Origin of the sequence: Kitasatospora sp. NPDC096077 (assembly GCF_040303245.1) — a bacterium.
GTDB lineage: Bacteria > Actinomycetota > Actinomycetes > Streptomycetales > Streptomycetaceae > Kitasatospora.
The window spans coordinates 112,658-132,719 of sequence record NZ_JBEOSV010000016.1 but is presented as its reverse complement, the minus strand read 5'-3'; the positions used below and the strand labels follow the sequence as shown (position 1 = coordinate 132,719).

General features: G+C 72.5%; 16 protein-coding genes. 5 read left to right on the top strand and 11 right to left on the bottom strand.

Annotated features, from left to right (window positions below; all coding sequences use genetic code 11):
- Window positions 1-134: 134 nt before the first annotated feature.
- Window positions 135-1,010, bottom strand: coding sequence for a sulfurtransferase (locus ABTZ03_RS16880; RefSeq protein ID WP_350513720.1), 876 nt, complete (start codon window positions 1,008-1,010; stop codon window positions 135-137).
- A gap of 184 nt (window positions 1,011-1,194) precedes the next feature.
- Here ABTZ03_RS16880 and ABTZ03_RS16875 point away from each other — a divergent pair, with 184 nt between their 5' ends.
- The gene (locus ABTZ03_RS16875; RefSeq protein WP_350513741.1) at window positions 1,195-1,938 is read left to right on the top strand and encodes a VOC family protein; all 744 of its coding nucleotides are present in this window, start codon (window positions 1,195-1,197) and stop codon (window positions 1,936-1,938) included.
- A 50-nt stretch (window positions 1,939-1,988) separates the two neighbouring features.
- Here the strand turns inward: ABTZ03_RS16875 and ABTZ03_RS16870 are convergent, their stop codons facing one another.
- From ABTZ03_RS16870 to ABTZ03_RS16855, 4 genes are all read right to left on the bottom strand, one after another.
- Window positions 1,989-2,645: a thymidine kinase gene (locus tag ABTZ03_RS16870; RefSeq protein ID WP_350513719.1), complete on the bottom strand. Its 657-nt coding sequence runs from the start codon at window positions 2,643-2,645 to the stop codon at window positions 1,989-1,991.
- A gap of 61 nt (window positions 2,646-2,706) precedes the next feature.
- On the bottom strand, window positions 2,707-3,894 hold the full coding sequence (locus tag ABTZ03_RS16865; RefSeq protein WP_350513718.1) for an alkaline phosphatase family protein: 1,188 nt from the start codon (window positions 3,892-3,894) through the stop codon (window positions 2,707-2,709).
- Window positions 3,895-3,977: 83 nt separating this feature from the next.
- The gene (locus ABTZ03_RS16860) at window positions 3,978-4,577 is read right to left on the bottom strand and encodes a DUF5998 family protein (RefSeq protein ID WP_350513717.1); all 600 of its coding nucleotides are present in this window, start codon (window positions 4,575-4,577) and stop codon (window positions 3,978-3,980) included.
- A gap of 92 nt (window positions 4,578-4,669) precedes the next feature.
- Complete coding sequence (locus ABTZ03_RS16855; protein WP_350513716.1) at window positions 4,670-7,516, bottom strand: bifunctional acetate--CoA ligase family protein/GNAT family N-acetyltransferase; 2,847 nt, start codon at window positions 7,514-7,516, stop codon at window positions 4,670-4,672.
- A 226-nt stretch (window positions 7,517-7,742) separates the two neighbouring features.
- Here ABTZ03_RS16855 and ABTZ03_RS16850 point away from each other — a divergent pair, with 226 nt between their 5' ends.
- Both ABTZ03_RS16850 and ABTZ03_RS16845 read left to right on the top strand, forming a co-directional pair.
- A complete protein-coding gene (locus ABTZ03_RS16850; protein ID WP_350513715.1) occupies window positions 7,743-8,024 on the top strand; it encodes an HPr family phosphocarrier protein in 282 nt (93 codons plus the stop codon).
- A gap of 142 nt (window positions 8,025-8,166) precedes the next feature.
- A complete protein-coding gene (locus ABTZ03_RS16845) occupies window positions 8,167-8,973 on the top strand; it encodes an LAGLIDADG family homing endonuclease (RefSeq protein ID WP_350513714.1) in 807 nt (268 codons plus the stop codon).
- A gap of 39 nt (window positions 8,974-9,012) precedes the next feature.
- Here ABTZ03_RS16845 and ABTZ03_RS16840 read toward each other — a convergent pair whose 3' ends face one another.
- The 3 genes from ABTZ03_RS16840 to ABTZ03_RS16830 all read right to left on the bottom strand — a co-directional run bounded on the left by ABTZ03_RS16840 (window position 9,013) and on the right by ABTZ03_RS16830 (window position 13,261).
- Entirely contained in the window at window positions 9,013-10,206 is a 1,194-nt protein-coding gene (locus tag ABTZ03_RS16840) for an RtcB family protein (protein ID WP_350513713.1), read from the bottom strand.
- 326 nt (window positions 10,207-10,532) lie between these two features.
- On the bottom strand, window positions 10,533-11,897 hold the full coding sequence (locus ABTZ03_RS16835) for a M16 family metallopeptidase (protein ID WP_350513740.1): 1,365 nt from the start codon (window positions 11,895-11,897) through the stop codon (window positions 10,533-10,535).
- Window positions 11,898-11,917: 20 nt separating this feature from the next.
- Window positions 11,918-13,261 (bottom strand): M16 family metallopeptidase, encoded by a 1,344-nt coding sequence (locus ABTZ03_RS16830; protein WP_350513712.1) that lies wholly within the window; start codon window positions 13,259-13,261, stop codon window positions 11,918-11,920.
- 306 nt (window positions 13,262-13,567) lie between these two features.
- On the opposite strand from ABTZ03_RS16830, the gene ABTZ03_RS16825 reads away from it, so the two are divergent.
- Both ABTZ03_RS16825 and ABTZ03_RS16820 read left to right on the top strand, forming a co-directional pair.
- The gene (locus ABTZ03_RS16825) at window positions 13,568-16,018 is read left to right on the top strand and encodes a DNA gyrase/topoisomerase IV subunit A (RefSeq protein WP_350513711.1); all 2,451 of its coding nucleotides are present in this window, start codon (window positions 13,568-13,570) and stop codon (window positions 16,016-16,018) included.
- A 167-nt stretch (window positions 16,019-16,185) separates the two neighbouring features.
- Entirely contained in the window at window positions 16,186-17,088 is a 903-nt protein-coding gene (locus ABTZ03_RS16820) for a ferredoxin family protein (protein ID WP_350513710.1), read from the top strand.
- Window positions 17,089-17,156: 68 nt separating this feature from the next.
- Here ABTZ03_RS16820 and ABTZ03_RS16815 read toward each other — a convergent pair whose 3' ends face one another.
- The 3 genes from ABTZ03_RS16815 to ABTZ03_RS16805 form a co-directional block, all read right to left on the bottom strand.
- On the bottom strand, window positions 17,157-18,215 hold the full coding sequence (locus tag ABTZ03_RS16815) for an ABC transporter substrate-binding protein (protein ID WP_350513709.1): 1,059 nt from the start codon (window positions 18,213-18,215) through the stop codon (window positions 17,157-17,159).
- 117 nt (window positions 18,216-18,332) lie between these two features.
- A complete protein-coding gene (locus ABTZ03_RS16810) occupies window positions 18,333-19,205 on the bottom strand; it encodes an ABC transporter permease (RefSeq protein WP_400926161.1) in 873 nt (290 codons plus the stop codon).
- On the bottom strand, window positions 19,195-20,004 hold the full coding sequence (locus ABTZ03_RS16805; protein WP_350513708.1) for an ABC transporter ATP-binding protein: 810 nt from the start codon (window positions 20,002-20,004) through the stop codon (window positions 19,195-19,197). Before ABTZ03_RS16805 ends, ABTZ03_RS16810 begins: the two co-directional genes overlap by 11 nt.
- Window positions 20,005-20,062: the final 58 nt, after the last annotated feature.

Sequence of the window (20,062 nt, the reverse complement as noted above, 5' to 3'; positions counted from 1 at the left end):
CCGGGCCCTCGGGCCCCGCGGGGCCCCTCTTTGAGTGGCCCCGCGGGCCCACCACCCCCCTTTCGACCCCGCCCCCCCCCCCCGGGGGGGGGGGGCGCCCCCCCCCCCCCCCCCTCCGCTGTGTCCGGCCGGGCTCAGCCCGGCTGGTCGGTCACCGCCACCGGGCGGCCCGGGTCACTCGACCACTCACTCCACGAACCCGGGTACAGCGTGGCCTCCAGACCCGCCGCCGCCATGGCCAGGATCTCGTGCGCCGCCGTCACCCCGGAGCCGCAGTACACCGCGACCTCGCGCTCCCCCGCGCCCAACCCCCGGAAACGGGCGGCCAGTTCGGCGACCGGACGGAACCTCCCGTCCGGGCCCACGTTCTCCGAGGTCGGTACCGACAGCGCACCCGGGACGTGCCCGGCCCGCGGGTCCACCGGCTCGCTCTCGCCCCGGTAGCGCTCACCCGAGCGGGCGTCCAGCAGCAGGGCCTCACGCGCCCAGGCCGCCGCACCGTCCGCGTCCACCGTCGGCAACTGCCCCGGGACCGCCTTGAAATCACCCGCGGCCGGCTCCGGCACCTCGGCCGTCACCGGCAGCCCGGCCGCCCGCCAGGCCGCGAAGCCGCCGTCCAGCACCCGCACCTCCCGGTGCCCCGCCCACCGCAGCAGCCACCAGGCCCGGGCCGCCGCCATCGACGCCGCGCCGTCGTACACCACGACCGGACGCCCGGCGCTCACCCCGAACCCGCGCATCGCCGCCCCGAACTCCTCCGGATCCGGCAGCGGGTGGCGCCCGCCCCGGCCGGGAGCACCCGGCGGGGCGGCGAGGTCCCGGTCCAACTCGACGAAGTGGGCGCCGGGCAGGTGCCCGGCCCGGTACTCCTCGGCCGCGGTCGGGCCGCCCGGCGCGGCGCCGACCAACTGGTAGCGCACGTCCAGCAGCACCGGCGGGCGGGCGGAGGCCAGCGCCCCGCCCAGCTCGGCCGCGGAGATCAGCGGGGAACCGTCGTTGAAGGTGGTCATGTCGGCCATTGTCGCGCAGCGCCACCGGCCCACGGCTCTTTGTGCGCTCTTTGCCGGACTTTCCGCGCGGGTCGAGGGTTGGGCGCGCGCCAGGGTGGAAGCATCACCCTCGCGCGCCAGGAATTCCGTGCGCCCACCACCCGTCGTGCGCCAACCACCCGTGAGGAGGCCCGCATTGCCCGCGGTGGAACTCCGACTGGCCCAGGGCACGCCCTGCTGGGTCAGCCTGCTGACCGACGACCTGCCCGGTGCCCGGGCCTTCTACGGCGAACTGCTCGGCTGGACGTACTCCCCCGGGCCGGGCCAACTCGGTGCCTACGTCCGGGCCGAACTCGACGGCGCACCGGTGGCCGGCCTCGGCGTCTCCACCGCCACCGGCTTCCCGGTGCAGTGGACCACCTACTTCGCCGTGGACGACGCCGACCGCACCACCCAACTGGTGCGCCAGTGCGGCGGCACCGTCGCGGTCGGACCGCTGCAGGCCGAGAGCGCCGGACGGATGGCCATCGCCTCCGACGTCTCCGGCGCGGTCTTCGGCCTCTGGCAGGGCGAGGAACACCTCGGCCGGGAATCCGGGACACAGCCCGGCGGCCCCGCCTGGGCCGAACTGCTCACCCCGGACGCCGACGGCGCCGCCGTCTTCTACGCCGCCGTGCTCGACCGACCGGTCCGGCCCACCGGCGGCGAATCCGCGCTACTGGTCCAGGGGCGCCCGGTCGCGGGCATCCGCCACCACGCCGACCTGCGCGGCCACCCGCCGCGCTGGCGCACCCACTTCGCCGTCCGGGACGCCGCACTGACCGCCCGTCAGGCCGTCGCGCTCGGCGGCCGGATCCTGGTCGAACCGCACGGGACCGTCCGCGGCACGGCCGCCCGGCTGGCCGACCCGCAGGGCGGGCACTTCTCGGTCCTGGAGGTCGCCGAGTAGCGGCCTCAGGCCTGCCGGCTTCAGACCTGCTGACCTCAGGCCTGCCGGCCTCAGGCCTGCTGTTCCTCGAAGGGCAGCACGTCCGGGGAGAGCACCGAGGCACGCGCGGTCGCGGCGGTCAGCCGACGGCGGTGGTGGCGGCGGCACAGCACCTCGTAGCCCACCTCGTCCTCGCGCACCGAGATGTCGCCGATCACCACCTGGGCGCCCTCGACCACCATCACCCCGCCGACCGTACGGGCGTTGTGGGTCGCCCGCGCACCGCACCAGCACAGCGCCTCGACCTGCAGCACCTCCACCCGGTCGGCCAGCTCGATCAGCCGCTGCGAACCCGGGAACAGCCGGGTGCGGAAGTCGGTGGTGATGCCGAAGGTGAAGACGTCGATGTCCAGTTCGTCCACCACCCGGGCCAGCTGGTCGACCTGCTCGGCGGCGAAGAACTGCGCCTCGTCGCAGATCAGGTAGTCCACCCGGCCACCGGCGGAGAGCCGCTGCACCACATGGGCGTGGAAGTCGAAGTCGTCCGTCACCTCGACCGCGTCGGCGCGCAGGCCCAGCCGACTGGAGATGGTGGCGGCGCCGGCCCGGTCGTTGCGGGTCAGGATGACGCCCTGCCGGCCGCGCGCGGTGTGGTTGTGGTCCATCTGCAGCGCCAGCGTCGACTTGCCGCAGTCCATCGTGCCCGAGAAGAACACCAGTTCAGCCATGGGTGGAGCAAAGGCCTTTCACATCAAGGGGGTTCGGGCACAGAGAAGTCAAGGGACCGGCTCAGCCGCGGACTTCGAGCAGCGGCACGAACTGCTCGACCGGCGTCATCGAACCGTGCAGACCGATCATCGCGGACTCGCCGGGCTCGTTGCGGGAGGCGATGATCGCGATGTCGTCGCGCGCCGCGGCGACCACGTCGCCGATCCGCCGGTACACCCGGTCGTCGACGGTCGGGCCGAACCAGCCCGCCGCGATCGCCTCGTCCCGGGTGGCCACCCACATCCGGTCGCCCAGCACCTCGCTCCAGACCGTGTGCACATCGGCCGCGGCGCCCGGCACCGCGTACACGTGCCGGGCCCGGCCCTCACCGCCGAGCAGGGCGACACCGGCGCCGAGCTCCCAGTCCTCGTCGAAGTCGATCCGGTCCTCGGGGGCGATGTCGATCATGCCGTGGTCCGCGGTCACGTACATCGCCGAACGCGGCGGCAGCTGCTCGGCCAGCCGACGGGCCAACCGGTCCACCGCGTCCAGCGTCATCCGCCACTCGTCGGAGTCCACCCCGAAGCGGTGGCCCGCGCCGTCCAGCTCGCTGACGTAGGTGTACACCAGCGCCCGGTCGTGCTCGGCCAGCCAGGAGGCCGCCAGGTCCATCCGCTCCTCGCCCGTGGTACGGCCCAGGAAGGTGCCGCCGGAGAGCGCCACCCTGGTCAGCGGGGTCTGGGCGAACAGCGGCGAGGACACCTGGGCGGTCGCCACCCCGGCCCGGTGGGTCTGCTCGAACACCGTCGGGTACGGCTGCCAGGCCTGCGGATCGGTGTGCGGCTGCCAGCGCAGCTGGTTCATCAGGTAGTCGGCGCCCGGCACCGCCACCGTGTACCCGGCCAGACCGTGCAGGCCCGGCGGGGTGCCGGTGCCGACCGAGGCCAGCGAGGTCGCGGTGGTGGACGGGAAGCCCGCGGTCAGCGGACGGCCCGAACCGCCCATCGAACTCCCGGCCAGCGAGGACAGGAACGGGGCGTACTCGGGGTGGCGCAGCAGCAGCTCCCAGCCCAGGCCGTCCACCAGGAACACCACCGCCCGGTCGGCCGGGGCGATCGGCAGCGTCGCGGTGAACCCCGGGACGCCCAGGCCCGCCGCCACCGAGGGCAGCAGGTCGCAGAGCGAGCCGCTGCCGTACGGGGGCGCGGGGGCGGCGGCCGGGTCGAGGATCTCGAAGGCGTCGTAACCGTCGGAGGGTGCGAAGGACATGGAACCGGATTCGTAGCGGGCGGGAACGCGGTCGGAGGCGCGAACGGGGACGCGGACGGGGACTGCGGGGTCGAGCCGCGGGGTCAGACCCGCGGGCTGGTGTCGATCGTCGCGTCGGACAGCGCCCGGGCGAACACCAGGGCCTGGGCCACCGTCTCCGGGCCGTCCCCGGCCTCGCTCACCCGCAGCGAGAGGTCGTCGGCCGTCGCCGAGCCGGTGTAGCCGTGGTCGGCGTCACAGTTCGGGTCCGAGCAGCCGGCCGGCTCCAGGTCCAGGCGCTGCACCGCGCCCCAGCCGATCGTCAGCACCACCTCGCGGGGCAGCGTCCCCGGCGTGTACGTCTCCGGGTTCGCCACCATCCGGCTCACCACGACCGAGCCGATCCGGTCCAGCCGGACGCTCTCCGTCGAGGTCGTCGCGAACGGCACGGCGGGAGTGCCCGCGTCGCCCGACTGCTCGTCGGTGTGGCTCACCACGAACCGGGTCGGGGTCAGCACCAGCACCGTCACGTGCCGGCGCACCTCGTTGGAGTCGAAGGTGGTCTCCTGGTGCACCAGGTAGGAGCTGATCGGCTCCGGGCCCACCGCGGACTCGACCGCCTCGGACACCAGGGCCGGGTAGTAGCCGCTGCGCTCGATCGCCGAGCGCAGGTCCTGAGTGGTGGTGGTACCGGTCTTCGCCATAACTCCATCCTGGCATGGTCCGCCGACGAAGCGGGCGGCACGGCGCCGAGCTTCGGACATCAGCGCCCACGGGCAGGCGCAACCAAGGAAGGTTACAGCGTGCTCATCGCGCGCGGGCCCAGATCGCTGCGGACGGGCAGCGGTGCGACCCGCACCCGCGCCCCCAGGATCGCCAGTCCGTGCGGGGCGACGACCACCGGTTCGAGGTCCACCGAGGCGATCTCCGGCACGTCGTCCGCCAGCTGCGAGACCCGCAGCAGCAGCTCCTCCAGCGCGTCGGTGTCCACCGCCTCGGCACCGCGCCAGCCGAACAGCAGCGGAGCCGCCCGGACCTCGCGGATCAGCCCGGCGACCTCCTGGTCGGTGGCCGGGACCAGCCGGTGGGCCACGTCGCCGAGCAGCTCGGCGGGGGCGCCGGACAACCCGAAGGACAGGATCGCGCCGACCGCCGGGTCGACCGTGGCGCCGATCACGGTGTCCACGCCGCGCGGGGCCATCCGCTGCACCACCAGCCGGGCCCCGGCCGCGCCGCCGAGCAGCGCGTCCAGTTCGCGGTGGGCGCGGCGCAGGCCGGATTCGGCGGTCAGGTCGAGGCGGACGCTGCCCAGATCGGGGCGGTGGCGCAGGTGCGGGGCGGTCGCCTTCAGGGCCACCGGGTAGCCGAGCTGCTCGGCGGCCCGGACGGCGGTCTCCTCGTCCGGGGCGGGCAGCGCGGGCGAGACGTCGATGCCGTAGCGGGCCAGCAGCTGGCGGGCCTCGGTGTCCGACAGGGTGATCCGGGCGCCGCCGGGCTGGGTGCGGGCCGCGGTCGCGGCGCGGGTGCTCAGCGCCGCCTCCACCAGGGCGCGGGCGCCGGGCTCGTCGATCCGGTCCAGCTCGGGGACGCGTGCCGTCTCCTCCGCCTCCGCGGTGCGGCGGCGCCACTGGGCGTAGTGCACGGCGTGCGCGAGAGCGCGCACGGCCCGTTCGGGCGCCGCGTAGGCCGGGATGCCGCCAGGGCGCAGCCGGGCCGGCAGGTCGGTCAGCGCCAGGTGGGCCAGCACCAGGGGCTTGCCCCGTTCCCGGGCGCGCTCGCCCGCTTCGAGCAGGGCGGCGGCGATCTCCGGGTCGTCCGAGCCCATCTCGGGGTCGTCCGGGCCGGTCAGCCGGCCGCCCATGAAGGCGTGCGCGGAGGTGCCGATCGGGGGGATGGCGACGGCGATCACCGCGTCCACGGCGGGGTCGCCGAGCGCCACGTCCAGGGCGATCCGGAAGTTCTCCCCGGTGGCGGCGGTGGTGAGGTCGACGGGAGTGCGCGGACGAAGCCCGGCGCTCAGGCAGGCGTCGTAGGTGAGCAGGCCGAGCGAGTCGGAGTTGCCGACCACGGCGACCCGGTCGCCGGGGGGCAGCGGCTGCTGGGCGAGCAGTTCACCGGTGTCGAGGAGCTCGGTGATGGTCGCCACCCTGGTCACGCCGGCCTGTTCGAACAGCGCGTCCACGGTGGCGTCGCGCAGGCCGGTCGCGGTGGCCGGGACGGCGTGACCGGGCGGCAGGCTGCCGGTGTGGCGGGCGCCCTTGACCACGACCACCGGCTTGGCGGCGGCCAGCCGGCGCGCGATCCGGGTGAACTTGCGGGGGTTGCCGAAGGACTCCAGGTAGAGCAGCACCACCTCGGTGGCCTCGTCCTCGGCCCAGTACTGCAGGAAGTCGTTGCCGGAGACGTCCGAGCGGTTGCCGACCGAGGCGAAGGAGGAGACGCCCAGGCCGCGCCGGTGGGCGGACTCCAGCAGGGCCACGCCGATCGCCCCGGACTGGCAGAAGATCCCGAAGCCGCCGCGGTCCGGCAGGTGCGGGGCGAGCGAGGCGTTCAACGGGCGGTCGGGGTCGGTGTTGATCAGGCCGAAGGCGTTCGGGCCGATCACCCGCATGCCGGCCGCGCGGGCCTGGCGGACCAGGGCCCGCTGGCGGTCGCGGCCCTCCGGGCCGGTCTCCGCGTAGCCGGCGGTGACCACCACCAGACCCTGCACGCCGTGCGCGCCGCACTCGGCGACGGCCGCCGGGACGGCGCCCTCGGGGACGGCGATCACGGCGAGGTCGACCGGCCCGGGAATGTCCAGAATCGAACGGTGCACCGGGACGCCGTCCAGCACGGTGCCGGGCGGGGCGCTACGGTTCACCGCGTACACGGTGCGCTGGGCGTCCTTGGGCTCGTACCGGCTCTCGAACTCGGTGTCGAAGCTGCCGAGCAGGTCGCGAAGGAGGGCCCGGCCGACGGTCTGCGGGTTGCGGGAGACACCGATCACGGCCACCGAGCGCGGCGTCAGCAGCCGCTGCACCGAGCGGGCCTCGGCACGGTGCTCGCGGGCGCGCATCACGGCGAGCGAGCGGTCGGTCTGTTCGAGGTCGAACTCCAGGTGCACCACGCCGTCCGCGAAACTGCGGCGCTGGGTGTAGCCGGCGTCGGTGAAGACCTTCACCATCTTGCGGTTCTCCGGCAGCACCTCGGCCTGGAAGCGGCGGATGCCACGCTCCTGGGCCACCGCCGCGATGTGCTCCAGCAGGGCGGAGGCCACCCCGCGGCCCTGGTGGGCGTCCTGCACCAGGAAGGCCACCTCGGCGTCCGTCCCCGTGTCGGAGGGGCGGCCCTCGGCGTCGATCCGGTCGTAGCGGACGGTGGCGATGAAGTGGTCGCGGACCACCACGGCCAGGCCGACCCGGTTCACGAAGTCGTGATGGGTGAAGCGGCGGACGTCCTTGTCGGAGAGCCGCGGGTACGGGGCGAAGAAGCGGAAGTACTTGGACTGGTCGGAGACCTGCTCGTAGAACTCCACCAGCCGCCCGGCGTCGCCGGGGGTGATCGGCCGGATCCGGGCCGTGCCGCCGTCGCGCAGCAGGACGTCGGCTTCCCAGTGCTGCGGATAGTCGGGTTGCTCGGGGTTCGCCACCGCGGGGTCTTCCACATTCGTCAGGTTATCCGGCGGCGAGCCGAATGGCGCCGGGCGCGTGCCCACGGCAGGGTGGACAGGGCCGCTGGCCGGGCCTTATGCCCCGAAAAGAAACAATCACAAGTCCCGAACGCGGCACCTCGCAGGGGTCGCCTGCGTGCAACACTGGTCTAGACAACACGGTCGTTTCCCCCGCTCCCCGAGCACGGCCGTGACCAGCTTCACCGGAAAGGCACGTCTCATGGCTGAGCGCCGCGTCACCATCGGTTGGGCCGAGGGCCTGCACGCCCGTCCCGCCTCCGTCTTCGTCCGTGCCGTCACGGCCACCGGCGTGCCGATCACCATCGCCAAGCCGGGCGGCAACCCCGTGAACGCCGCCTCCATGCTCGGCCTGCTCGGCCTCGGCGCCCAGGGCGGCGAAGAGGTCATCCTCGCCTCCGACGCCCCCAACGCCGACGACGCCCTCGACCGCCTCGCCAAGCTGGTCGCCGAAGGCCTCGACGAGCTCCCGGCCGCCGCCTGAGCCTCGCAGCGCGCACGAAGCGCCCGGCAGTGAATATCACTGCCGGGCGCTTCTGTTTGCGCAATCGATCGCATCCACACCATTGAGCGAAGCGGTGCTCGTTCGACCCCCTCGAACGGTGGATCGCACTGATGCTCGCGGCATGACGTTCTTCGACCTCGAACGACCCGAGCACGCCTACATGTTCGCCTTCCTCCAGGCGGACGGACACCTCACCGAGCAGTCCCGGAACCGCGGCCGGCTCTCCGTGGAACTCTCGGCGCGGGACGCCCCGATCCTGGAGGAGTTCCAGCGGCTCTGCCCGTACAACAGCACCATCAGCTACCGGACGCGCACGACGAATTTCAAGGCCGATCACACATCGGTGACGTGGACCGTCTGTGCCCGGGAGTTCCGCGAGGAACTGCAGGCACTCGGCCTGCCGGTCGGTCGTAAGTCCGAGATCGTGGCTCCGCCTTCCGTTCCGTTCTCGCAGCGCGACTACCTGCGGGGGCTGATCGACGCCGACGGCTCGGTAGGGCTCACTGCCCAGGGCCTTTCCTTCATCAGCCTCACCACCCAGAGCGACGCCATCGCCTCCTTCTTCGTCGGCTGTGCCGAAGAGCTCTCGGGAGCCGGGCGGCGCATCTTCCGCCGGAACAGCCGGGACGGCATCTACAACATCGTGTACACCCGGGAGGAGGCAGTCGCCATCGCCAACGCCCTCTACTACGCCCAGTGCCTATCGCTGCCACGAAAGCTCTCCGGAGCCGCACAAGCCGCAACGTGGTGTCGGCCGACTGGCATGAAACGGGTGAACAGACGGAGCTGGACCAAGGCCGAGGACGACATCCTCGTGGCTGCGCCGAGCATCAGGGCCGCCGCGAGGCAGCTCGGCCGAACCGAGCAGAGCTGCAACCTTCGCCGATGGCGCATCAACGGCTGCAAGTCGCGAAAGATCGCGTCCTGAACGAGGCCCCCGGATCATTCCGGGGGCCTCGTTCATTCGTCAGCCCTTGACGCAAATCACCTGCTTGAGGTGCGCGACCACCTCGACCAGGTCCTTCTGCTGCTCGATGACCTTCTCGATGTTCTTGTAGGCGCCCGGGATCTCGTCGACCACGCCGCTGTCCTTGCGGCACTCCACGCCCGCGGTCTGCTCGGCGAGGTCGCGCGCGGTGAACCGCTTCTTGGCGGCGGTGCGGCTCATCTTGCGGCCGGCGCCGTGCGAGGCGGAGTTGAACGCCGCCTCGTTGCCCAGGCCACGGACGATGTACGAACCCGTCCCCATCGAGCCGGGGATGATCCCGAGGTCGCCGGAGCCGGCCCGGATCGCGCCCTTGCGGGTCACCAGCAGGTCGACGCCGTCGTACTGCTCCTCGGCCACGTAGTTGTGGTGGCAGCTGATCACCTCGTCGAAGGTGACCTGCGCCTTGGCGAACTCGCGCCGGACCACGTCCTGGAAGAGCGCCATCATGACCGCCCGGTTGTTCTTGGCGTACTCCTGCGCCCAGAACAGGTCCTGGCGGTAGTCGGCCATCTCCGGGGTCTTCGCGAGGAAGACCGCCAGATCCCGGTCCACCAGGCCCTGGTTGTGCGGCAGCGAGCGGGCGACGCCCATGTGGTGCTCCGCCAGCTCCTTGCCGATATTGCGAGAGCCCGAGTGCAGCATCAGCCACACTGAATCGGACATATCGACGCAAACCTCCGCAAAGTGGTTGCCCGCTCCGAGCGTTCCCATCTGCTGCATGGCACGTTCGCGACGCCATTTGACCGCTTCTGCCACCCCGTCGAAGCGCTGCCAGAAGTCGTCCCAGCCCGGTGCGCGGAAGTCCTGGAGCCCGGCCGGGTCGACCGGGTCGGTGTGGAGGCCGCGGCCGACCGGGATGGCCTGCTCGATCTTGGAGCGCAGGCCGGAGAGGTCGTCCGGGAGGTCCTTCGCGGTGAGGGAGGTCTTCACCGCGCTCATCCCGCAGCCGATGTCGACGCCGACCGCCGCCGGGCAGACCGCGTCCTTCATGGCGATGACGGAGCCGACCGTCGCGCCCTTGCCCAGGTGGACGTCGGGCATCACGGCGAGGCCGTGCAGCCAGGGCAGGGAGCTGATGTTGCGCAGCTGCTGCAGGGCCTGGCCCTCGACCGTCGCCGGGTCGGTCCACATCCGGATCGGGACCCGGATTCCGGGCGCTTCGGTGTACGTCATGGTTGAACGACCTCCAGCGGTCGGGGAGTTCACGAAGATGAGCTGCCGCGCGCATGAGAATCCCGGCGCGGCTCGGGGAAGTTCGGGGGCGGCTGCGCTCAGGCGGCCGGGGTGGAGCAGGGGAGGGACGGCCTTGGGGAGCGTCGTCGTATGGTTCGCTCGACCCGCATGGTGACCGCCTCCTTTCGCTGCTCGCCGTTCGCACGTTCGGTGCGTCGGGGAACATCTATCCACGGAACGGGACCGGCCTGCAAGGGATTTAAAAACGCGTCCGGCCCGGCGGAGCGGGTTCGCTCCACCGGGCCGGAGTCCGACGCCACCGGGCGTCAGCTGACGACGGTGACCTCGCCGATCCCGAGCGCCCGGACGTCCTCGGCGATCGCGGCGGCGTCGCCGACCAGGACGGTGACCAGGCGGTCCGGCGGGAAGGCGGCGACCACGGCCTCGGTGGCCGCGGCGGTGGGGAGTTCGGCCAGCTGCCGGTAGACCTCGGCCTGGTAGTCGTCGGCGAGGTGCTGCTCGACCTGGTCCGCCAGGGTGCCGGCGACCGAGCCCGCGGTCTCGTACTTCAGCGGCGCGACGCCGACCAGGAACTGCACGGCCTCGTCGCGCTCGGCGTCGGTGAGGCCCTCGGCGGCGAGGGTGCGCAGGATGGTCCAGGTGTCGGCCAGCGCGGGGGCGGTGGACGCGGTGTCCACCGAGCCGCTGATGGCCAGCAGCGAGCGCCCGCTGCCGTCGGCGGCGGAGCGCAGCGGCTGGGCGAAGGCCCGGACGCCGTAGGTGTAGCCCTTCTCCTCGCGCAGGACGCGGTCGAGGCGGGAGGTGAGGGTGCCGCCGAGGCAGTAGGTGCCGAGGATCTGGGCGGCCCAGACCGGGTCGTGGCGGTCGGGCCCGATCCGGCCGATCAGCAGCTGGGTCTGGACCGAGCCGGGCCGGTCGACGATGAGGACCCGGCCGCGGTCGTCGCCGGTGACCGGGGCGTGCGTGGAGAGCCCGGCGGTGGAGCCGGTCCAGGTGCCGAGGGTGCTCTCCAGCAGGGCGGGCAACTCGACGCCGGTGAGGTCGCCGACCACCACGACGGTGCTGGTGGCGGGCCGCACGTGGGCGTCGTAGAAGGCCTTGACGGCGGCCCGGTCGATCGACTTGACGGTGTCGGCGGTTCCGCTGCGGGGCCGGGAGAGGCGGTCCGCGGCGTCGAAGAGCTCGGCGTAGAGGGCCTTGGCGGCACGCCGGGCGGGGTTGGCCTGCTCGTGGACGATCTCGTCCAGGCGGTTGGCGACCAGCCGCTCGATCTCCTCGGCCGGGAGGGAGGGGGCGCGCAGGGCGTCGGCGAGCAGGGTGAGGCCGCGCTGCAGTCGGGAGGCGGGGACCTCCAGGGCGACCCGGATGCACGGGTGGTCGGCGTGGGCGTCGAGGGTGGCCCCGGCGCGCTCCAGTTCGCCGGCGAACTCCTCGGCGGTGAGGGTGTCGGTGCCCTCGTTGAACGCCCGGGCGAGGATGGCGGCGATGCCGTCGAGGCCCTCGGGTTCGGCCGCGAGCGGGACGTCGAGGAGGACCTCGACGGCGACCAGCTGCTGGCCGGGCCGGTGGCAGTGCAGGACGGTGATGCCGTTGCCGAGGGCGGACCGCTCGGGGGCGGGGAAGGCCCAGGGGCTGGGGGTGCCGGGCTGGGGCTGGGGGTGGAAGGTCATCGCGGGGACGTAGTCGGTGCTCATACGGCGGCACCCTCCTCTTCGGAAGCGGCGTCGGAAGCGTCGTCGGCGGTCGCGGTCGGCTCGTAGACGAGGACGGCCCGGTTGTCGGGGTGGAGCCGGGCCTTGGCGACGGCCTGGACCTCTTCGGCGGTGACGTCGAGGACCTTGGGGAGGGCGTCGTTCAGCAGCTTGGGGTCGCCGAACAGGACGGCGTAGCGGCAGAGTTCGTCGGCGCGGCCGGCGACGGTGGTGAGCCGGTCGAGCCACTCGCGCTCGATCTGGGCCTGGGCGCGCTCGAGTTCCTCGGTGGTGGGGCCCTCGGCGGCGAAGCGGGCGAGTTCCTCGTCGACGGCGGCGTCGATCTGCGCGATGGTGGCGTCGCCGGAGGTCTTGACGTCGAGCCAGCCGAGGCTGGGGGCGCCGGCGAGGCGCAGCAGGCCGAAACCGGCGGCGACGGCGGTGCGGTCGCGGCGGACGAGCCGGTTGTAGAGCCGGCTGGACTCGCCGCTGCCGAGGATGGTGAGGGCCAGGTCGGCGGCGTCGGCTTCCCGGGTGCCGTCGTGCGGCAGGCGGTAGGCGGCCATCAGGGCGCGGGAGGGGACGTCCTCGGTGACGTTCTCGCGGACCTCGTGGCCGATGGTGTCGGGGAGTTCGCCGGAGCGCGGGGGCTGCTTGCCGTCGTGGGCGGGGATGGATCCGAAGTACTTCTCGACCCAGGCGATGGTCTGCTCGGGGTCGATGTCGCCGACCACGGAGAGGACCGCGTTGTTGGGCGCGTAGTAGGTGCGGAAGAACGTCCGGGCGTCGTCGAGGGTGGCGGCGTCGAGGTCGGCCATGGAGCCGATCGGGGTGTGGTGGTACGGGTGGCCGTCCGGGTAGGAGAGCGCGGTGAGCTTCTCGAAGGCGGTGCCGTACGGGACGTTGTCGTAGCGCTGGCGGCGTTCGTTCTTGACGACGGCGCGCTGGTTCTCCATGGACGTCTCGTCGAGCGCGGCGAGCAGCGAGCCCATCCGGTCGGCCTCCAGCCAGAGGGCGAGTTCCAGCTGGTGGGCGGGCATGGTCTCGTAGTAGTTGGTCCGCTCGAAGCTGGTGGTGCCGTTGAGGGAGCCGCCGGCGCCCTGGACGAGCTCGAAGTGGCCGTTGTTGGAGACGTTGGCGGAGCCCTGGAACATCAGGTGCTCGAAGAGGTGGGCCAGGCCGGTACGGCCCTTGACCTCGTGGCGGGAGCCCACGTCGTACCAGAGGCAGACTGCCGCGACGGGGGTGAGTCGGTCCTCGGAGAGGACGACGCGCAGGCCGTTGGCCAGGCGGTGCTCGGTGATGGCGATGCCTCGGCTGGAGGCGGGGGCCGGGTTGGCCATGCGCTCGGGTCCTTCCCGTCGTCGATGTCGGGGTTCGTGTGGCGTCCCCCATTGTGGTGCAACGCGTGGGGGGCGTGTTCGTGCCCGCGCGGATGCGGCGTTCGCCAGGGGCGGAAGAGGGCCGCTGACCGGGACTGTCGGCGGGAGGGTCCACAATGGGGGCGCCGTGCCCTGTCGGTCGCGCCCGGTTGACGGGTGGCGGCGACGGGACGGTGAATCAGGACGGCGCCGCCCGTGCGCCGACCGACCGACGGCCGGACGACGGCCGACGCCACTGCCAGCGACACGTAAGGGAGCCCCGCCGCGATGGCCCGCCGCAGTTCGCAGACCCCGCCGCCCGGAGACTTCGAGGAGCGGATCCTCGACGTCGACGTCGTGGACGAGATGCAGGGCTCCTTCCTGGAGTACGCCTACTCGGTGATCTACTCGCGGGCGCTGCCCGACGCGCGGGACGGTCTGAAGCCGGTGCACCGCCGGATCCTGTACCAGGCCAACGAGATGGGCCTGCGTCCGGAGCGTTCGCACGTGAAGTGCGCCCGTGTGGTCGGCGAGGTGATGGGCCGGTTGCACCCGCACGGTGACCAGTCGATCTACGACGCGGTGGTCCGGATGGCGCAGCCGTTCTCGATGCGGCTGCCGCTGATCGACGGGCACGGCAACTTCGGTTCGCTGGGCAACGACGACCCGCCGGCCGCCATGCGGTACACCGAGTCGCGGCTGACGGCGGCGTCGATGGCGCTGGTGGAGTCGATCCACGAGGACACGGTCGACTTCGGGCCGAACTACGACGGCAGCGAGCAGGAGCCGCTGGCGTTGCCGGCCGCGTTCCCGAACCTGCTGGTGAACGGCGCGACCGGGATCGCGGTGGGCATGGCGACGAACATGCCGCCGCACAACCTGTCCGAGGTGGTGGCGGCGGCCCGGCACCTGATCAAGCACCCGAGCGCTGACCTGGACACGCTGATGCGGTTCGTGCCGGGTCCGGACCTGCCGACGGGCGGGCGGATCGTGGGCCTGTCGGGGATCCGGGACGCGTACGAGAGCGGCCGTGGCACGTTCAAGATCCGGGCGACCACGGCGATCGAGTCGGTGACGGCGCGCCGCAAGGGCATCGTGGTGACCGAGCTGCCGTACAACGTCGGCCCGGAGAAGGTCATCTCGAAGATCAAGGACCTGGTCAACGCGAAGAAGCTGCAGGGCATCGCGGACGTCAAGGACCTGACCGACCGCGAGCACGGACTGCGGCTGGTGATCGAGGTGAAGAACGGCTTCGTGCCGGAGGCGCTGCTGGAGCAGCTCTACAAGTTGACGCCGATGGAGGAGACCTTCGGCATCAACAACGTGGCGCTGGTGGACGGGCAGCCGTTGACGCTGGGGCTGAAGGAGCTGTTGGAGGTCTACGTCGACCACCGGTTCACAGTGGTGCGTCGGCGCAGCGACTTCCGGCGCCGCAAGCGTGAGGAGCGACTGCACCTGGTCGAGGGCCTGTTGGTGGCCCTGGTCGACATCGACGAGGTGATCGCGATCATCCGGTCGAGTGACAACGCGCAGCAGGCGAAGGAGCGCCTGATGGAGCGCTTCTCGCTGTCGGAGACGCAGACCGGGTACATCCTGGACACCCCGCTGCGCCGGCTGACCCGGTTCGACCGGGTGGAGCTGGAGCAGGAGAAGGCGAAGCTGTCCGCGGAGATCGCGGAGCTGACCGAGATCCTGGAGTCGGACTCCAGGCTGCGCAGTGTGGTGTCGTCCGAACTGGGCGCGGTGTCCAAGCAGTTCGGGACGGAGCGGCGCACGGTGCTGCTGGAGGCGGGGGCGGCTCCGTCGGCGGCGTTGTCGGTGCCGTTGGAGGTGGCGGACGACCCGTGCCGGGTGCTGTTGTCCTCGACGGGGCTGCTGGCGCGGACGGCGGACGGCGAGCCGTTCGAGCTGTCGGAGAAGCGGGCGAAGCACGACGTGATCGTGTCGGCGGTGCCGGCCACGGCGCGGGCGGACGTGGGTGTGGTGACGTCGGCGGGCCGGGTGCTGCGGCTGCCGGTGATCGATCTGCCGGCGCTGCCGCCGATGCCGTCGCCGACGCTGGCGGGCGGGGCCGCGGTGGGCGAGTTCCTGCGGTTGGAGGCCGGGGAGCGGGTGTTGGCGTTGACCACGCTGGACGAGTCCTCGCCGGGGCTGGCGCTGGGCACGGTGCAGGGTGTGGTGAAGCGGGTGGTGCCGGAGTGGCCGGCGAACAAGGACGAGTTCGAGGTGATCGCCCTCAAGGACGGCGACGAGCTGGTGGGCGCGGTCGAACTGCGCACCGGCGAGGAGGACTTGGTGTTCATCTCCTCGGACGCCCAGTTGCTGCGCTTCCCGGCGGGGCAGGTGCGTCCGCAGGGCCGTCCGGCGGGTGGCATGGCGGGCATCAAGCTGTCGGACGGTGCCCGGGTGCTGTCCTTCACGGCGGTGGATCCGGCCGCGGACGCGGTGGTGGTCTCGGTGGCGACGGCCTCGGGCACGCTCTCCGGGGAGGAGCAGACCTCCTGGAAGGTCACGCCGTTCGAGCAGTATCCGCGCAAGGGCCGGGCGACCGGCGGGGTGCGTTGCCAGCGCTTCCTGCGTGGTGAGGACGGTCTGACGTTCGCCTGGGCGGGTGCCGCCCCGGCCCGGGCGGCCGGTGCCAAGGGCGTGCCGGTCGAGCTGCCGGAGCGGGACCCGCGCCGGGACGGTTCGGGCACTCCGGTGGCGGCGCCGATCGTGGTGGTGGCCGGCCCGGCGTGATGACGGGTCCGGGAGGGCGGGGTGCCTGCGGGCGCCCCGCCCTCCGGCGTACCCGGGGCCGTGCCGGCGTCGTACCGGGATCGGTGTCGGGATCGGTGTCGGGGCCCGTTCCCGGGCCGTTTCCGGAGCCCGGGCCGGGTGGAACCGCTGAGGGTAGCCTTGCCCGGGTGAGCACCTGTGCGACCGTGTCGCGTGAACTTTCGGAACCGCTGACCGCCACGGCGGCGGTGGCGACCACCTGGCTGCTGGTGGAGCAGAACGGCCCGTGGGGTGCGAAGGCGCTGGGTGAGAGCCACCTCGACCGGGAGACCGGCCGGGCGCTGGACGCCGCGGCGGCGGGCACCGGGGTGCGGGTGGCCCTGATCCGGCGGCCGGGCCGGCACGCGGACTGCCTGCCGACGACGCGGCACGAGGTGCTGGTGGCGCACACGGTGCCGGGCCGCGGCTGGGTGCGCCGGGCAAGGGTGGCGGATCCGGCGGAGCTGCTGGAGCTGGACTTCGCGGCGCTGGGCGCCGGCGACCACACGGGTTTCGGGGTGGATCACGTCGGCGGCCCGGTGGCGCTGGTGTGCACCAACGGCCGCCGGGACCGCTGCTGCGCACTGCTGGGCCGTCCGCTGGCGGCGGAGCTGGCGGCGGCCGGGCACAGCGAGGTCTGGGAGGTGACCCACCTGGGTGGGCACCGCTTCTCCCCCACCATGCTGGTGCTGCCGTACGGCTACGCGTACGGGCGGCTGACGTCGGAGAGTGCCAAGGAGGTGCTGGCGGCGACGGCGGCCGGGCACATGGTGCCGGAGTGGTCGCGGGGCTGCTCGGGCTGGCAGCGGCCGGGGCAGGCGGCCGAGCACGCGGTGCGGCTGGCGATCGGCGAGACCGAGGTGGACGCGCTGACCGTGACGCAGCGGCCGGACGGCGAGCGCCGCTGGCTGGTGGGGGTGCTGCACCGGGACGGGCGGGCCTGGGAGGTGGACGTGATCGAGTCGGTGAGCGAGCCGGCGCGTCCGGAGAGCTGCGGCAAGACGCCGGGGACGCCGTCGCGGATGGACGTGCTGTCGGTACGGGGCGTCTGAGCACCGTCCGAGCACCACGGCGGCCCCGCGCCCGTGGGGGTGGGCGCGGGACCGCGGTCGGAGCCGGCTCAGCCGGTGGCCTTGCCCACGAACTCCGTGGTGTACGTCCGGGACAGGTCGATCGTCCCCTCCTTGCCCTTGACGTCCGGGTGGAAGGCGGCGAGCACCGCGAGCACGGTCTTCGGGCCGTCGGCCGGCATCACCCCGTCGGTGGTGAACATCGGCAGGGTGGACTTGATCGCCGCCGCGTACTGCTCGGCGCCGCCCTGCGCGTAGTCGGCGGGCATCTTCGCGGCGATCTCCTCGGGGCTGTGGGTGGACATCCACTTGAGGGTCTTCACGAAGGCGTTGGCGAGCTTCTGGGTGGTGTCCTTGTTCTTCTCCACCCACTCGGTGTTCATGTAGAGCGAGGAGGACGGGTAGAGGCCGCCGAGCGCCTGGCGGGAGCCCTCGGGGGTGCGCAGGTCGTAGAGGATCTTGCCGAGGCCCTTGTCCAGGACGGTGGCGACGGTGGGGTCGGTGGTCATCCCGGCGTCGATGCTGCCCTGCTGGAGCGCGGCGATGAAGGTCTGCCCGGCGCCGACCGCGATCGGGCTGAACTCGCTGGCGGACGCGCCGTTCTTGACCGCGAGGTACTTGGTCAGGAAGTCGGTGGAGGAGCCGAGACCGGTGACACCGAGCTTCTTGCCCTTGAAGTCGGCGCCGGACTTGATGGCGTCGGCCTGCTTGGTGGAGACGAGTTCGACCTCGCCGGGGGCCTGGGCGAACTGCACCACGGACTCCACGTGCTTGCCCTTGGCCTGCAGATCGATGGTGTGGTCGTAGAAGCCGACGGCGCCCTGGACGTCGCCGGCCAGCAGCGCGGTGGTGGCGTTGACGCCGGCCGGCTCGGTCAGCAGCTCGACGTTGACGCCGGCCTCGGCGAAGTAGCCGAGCCGCTGGGTGAGCATCGCGGGCAGGTAGATGACCTTGTCCAGGCCGCCGACCATGATCTTGACCTTGGGTCCGTCGACCTGCTGCCCGGCCGGGGCGGCGGCGCCGTGGCCGGCGGTGGCGGCGTCGTTGGCGCAGGCGGCGAGCGGGAACAGCAGGACGGCGGCGAGGGCGGCGGCGGCTGAGCGGCGCATGGGTGGGGGTGCCTCTCTTCTCGGAAGTCTTGACGTCTTACGGGCCGCATCGGCCTCATGGGCCGTACAGGCCTCATGGGCCGTACAGGCCTCATGGGCCCTACGGGCAGCGGGAGTTCAGCGGCCGTCGCCCGAGTCGGCGGGCTTCCAGCGGAACAGCTTCTTCTCGGCGAAGGTCAGCAGTCCCTCGGTGAGCAGCGCGACCACCGCGAGGATGGTCATGGCGGCGTACACCCCGGCCGAGTTGAAGGTGCCCTGGGCGGCGGCGACCAGCAGGCCGAGGCCCTTGGTGGCGCCGATGTACTCTCCGACGATCGCGCCGATCAGCGCGAAGCCGAAGCTGACGTGCAGGCTGGTGAAGATCCAGGTGGTGGCGGCGGGGATGACCACCTGGAGGGTGACCCTGCGGTTGTCGGCGCCCAGGATGCGGGCGTTGGCGACCAGGTTGCGGTCCACCTCGCGGGCGCCCTGGAAGGCGTTGAAGAACACCGGGAAGAACACCAGCACCACCGCGGAGGCGACCTTGGAGGCCGGTCCGAGGCCGAACCAGATCAGGAAGATCGGGGCGAGCACGATCCGCGGGATGGCGTTCAGCACCTTGATGTACGGGCCGAACACGTCGGCCAGGAAGCGGATCCGGCCGAGCGCGATGCCCAGCAGCACGCCGCCGACCACGCCGATCACCCAGCCGCTGAGGGCCTCGTACAGGGTGTAGCCGATCTGCTCGCCGAGCGAGCCCTGGGCGGTGCCGTGGGTGATCCACTGCCAGATCTGGTCCCAGATCCTGGACGGCTGGGAGAAGTTGAACGGGTCGATCACCTCGGTGCGGGCGCACACCTCCCACAGGCCGAGGAAGGCGACCAGCACCGCGGCCCGGGCCGCGTAGACGGTCAACCTGCGGTTGCGGGCGGCCCGTTCGCGGGCCTCGGTCCTGCTGCTCGGGGCGGCAGGGGTCTCCGCGGTGACGGCGGACACGGTCTCAAGCGGCACGACCCGCTCCTCTCTCCCGGGTGATGCGCACCTCTTCGCCGAGCGAGGCCCAGATCTCGCGGTACAGCTCGACGAACCTCGGTTCCAGTCGGACGGCCTCCACGGTGCGCGGTCGTGGCAGGTCGACGGTGAAGACCTCCTTGACGGTGGCGGGCCCGGCCGTCATCACCACGACCCGGTCGGCGAGGGCGATGGCCTCGTCCAGGTCGTGGGTGACGAAGACGACCGACGAGCCGGTCCCCGCCCACAGCTCCAGCAGCTGGTCGGACATCAGCGCCCGGGTCTGCACGTCCAGCGCCGAGAACGGCTCGTCCATCAGCAGGATGGTCGGGTCGTTGACGAAGGTCTGGGCGAGCGCGACGCGCTTGCGCATGCCACCGGACAGCTGGTGCGGGTAGCGGTCCTCGAAGGCGGCCAGGCCGACCCGGCCCAGCCAGTCCCGAGCCCGTTCCCGGGCCTCGGCGGCGGGCACGCCGCGGAAGCGCGGCCCGGCCATCACGTTGGACAGCACGGTGCGCCAGGGGAAGACGGCGTCCTGCTGGAAGACGAACCCGACCTTCGGGTCGATCCCGCGCACGGGCTCGCCGTACACCCGGACCTCGCCCTCGGTGGGCTCCTCCAGGCCGCTGACCAGGGTCAGCGTGGTGGACTTGCCGCAGCCGGTGGGGCCGACGACGGCGACGAACTCGCCCTGGGCGACGGTCAGATCGAGATCGCGGACGGCGGTGTGCAGGGCCCCGGAGGGGGTCCGGAAGCGTTTCGTCGCGCCGGTCAGCTCGATCGCCGGGGCAGTGGTCATTCATTCCTCCCGGGTCAGTGCTTGCCCCGGAAAGGTAGGAGCGGGCCCCGCTCCGACG

Excerpts from the sequence above, each read along its gene's own strand:
- ABTZ03_RS16880 (WP_350513720.1), bottom strand. The coding sequence starts at position 1,010 with ATGACCACCTTCAACGACGGTTCCCCGCTGATCTCCGCGGCCGAGCTG.
- ABTZ03_RS16870 (WP_350513719.1), bottom strand. The coding sequence starts at position 2,645 with ATGGCTGAACTGGTGTTCTTCTCGGGCACGATGGACTGCGGCAAGTCG.
- ABTZ03_RS16865 (WP_350513718.1), bottom strand. The coding sequence starts at position 3,894 with ATGTCCTTCGCACCCTCCGACGGTTACGACGCCTTCGAGATCCTCGAC.
- ABTZ03_RS16860 (WP_350513717.1), bottom strand. The coding sequence starts at position 4,577 with ATGGCGAAGACCGGTACCACCACCACTCAGGACCTGCGCTCGGCGATC.
- ABTZ03_RS16850 (WP_350513715.1), top strand. The coding sequence starts at position 7,743 with ATGGCTGAGCGCCGCGTCACCATCGGTTGGGCCGAGGGCCTGCACGCC.
- ABTZ03_RS16845 (WP_350513714.1), top strand. The coding sequence starts at position 8,167 with ATGACGTTCTTCGACCTCGAACGACCCGAGCACGCCTACATGTTCGCC.
- ABTZ03_RS16840 (WP_350513713.1), bottom strand. The coding sequence starts at position 10,206 with ATGACGTACACCGAAGCGCCCGGAATCCGGGTCCCGATCCGGATGTGG.
- ABTZ03_RS16835 (WP_350513740.1), bottom strand. The coding sequence starts at position 11,897 with ATGACCTTCCACCCCCAGCCCCAGCCCGGCACCCCCAGCCCCTGGGCC.
- ABTZ03_RS16830 (WP_350513712.1), bottom strand. The coding sequence starts at position 13,261 with ATGGCCAACCCGGCCCCCGCCTCCAGCCGAGGCATCGCCATCACCGAG.
- ABTZ03_RS16825 (WP_350513711.1), top strand. The coding sequence starts at position 13,568 with ATGGCCCGCCGCAGTTCGCAGACCCCGCCGCCCGGAGACTTCGAGGAG.
- ABTZ03_RS16815 (WP_350513709.1), bottom strand. The coding sequence starts at position 18,215 with ATGCGCCGCTCAGCCGCCGCCGCCCTCGCCGCCGTCCTGCTGTTCCCG.
- ABTZ03_RS16805 (WP_350513708.1), bottom strand. The coding sequence starts at position 20,004 with ATGACCACTGCCCCGGCGATCGAGCTGACCGGCGCGACGAAACGCTTC.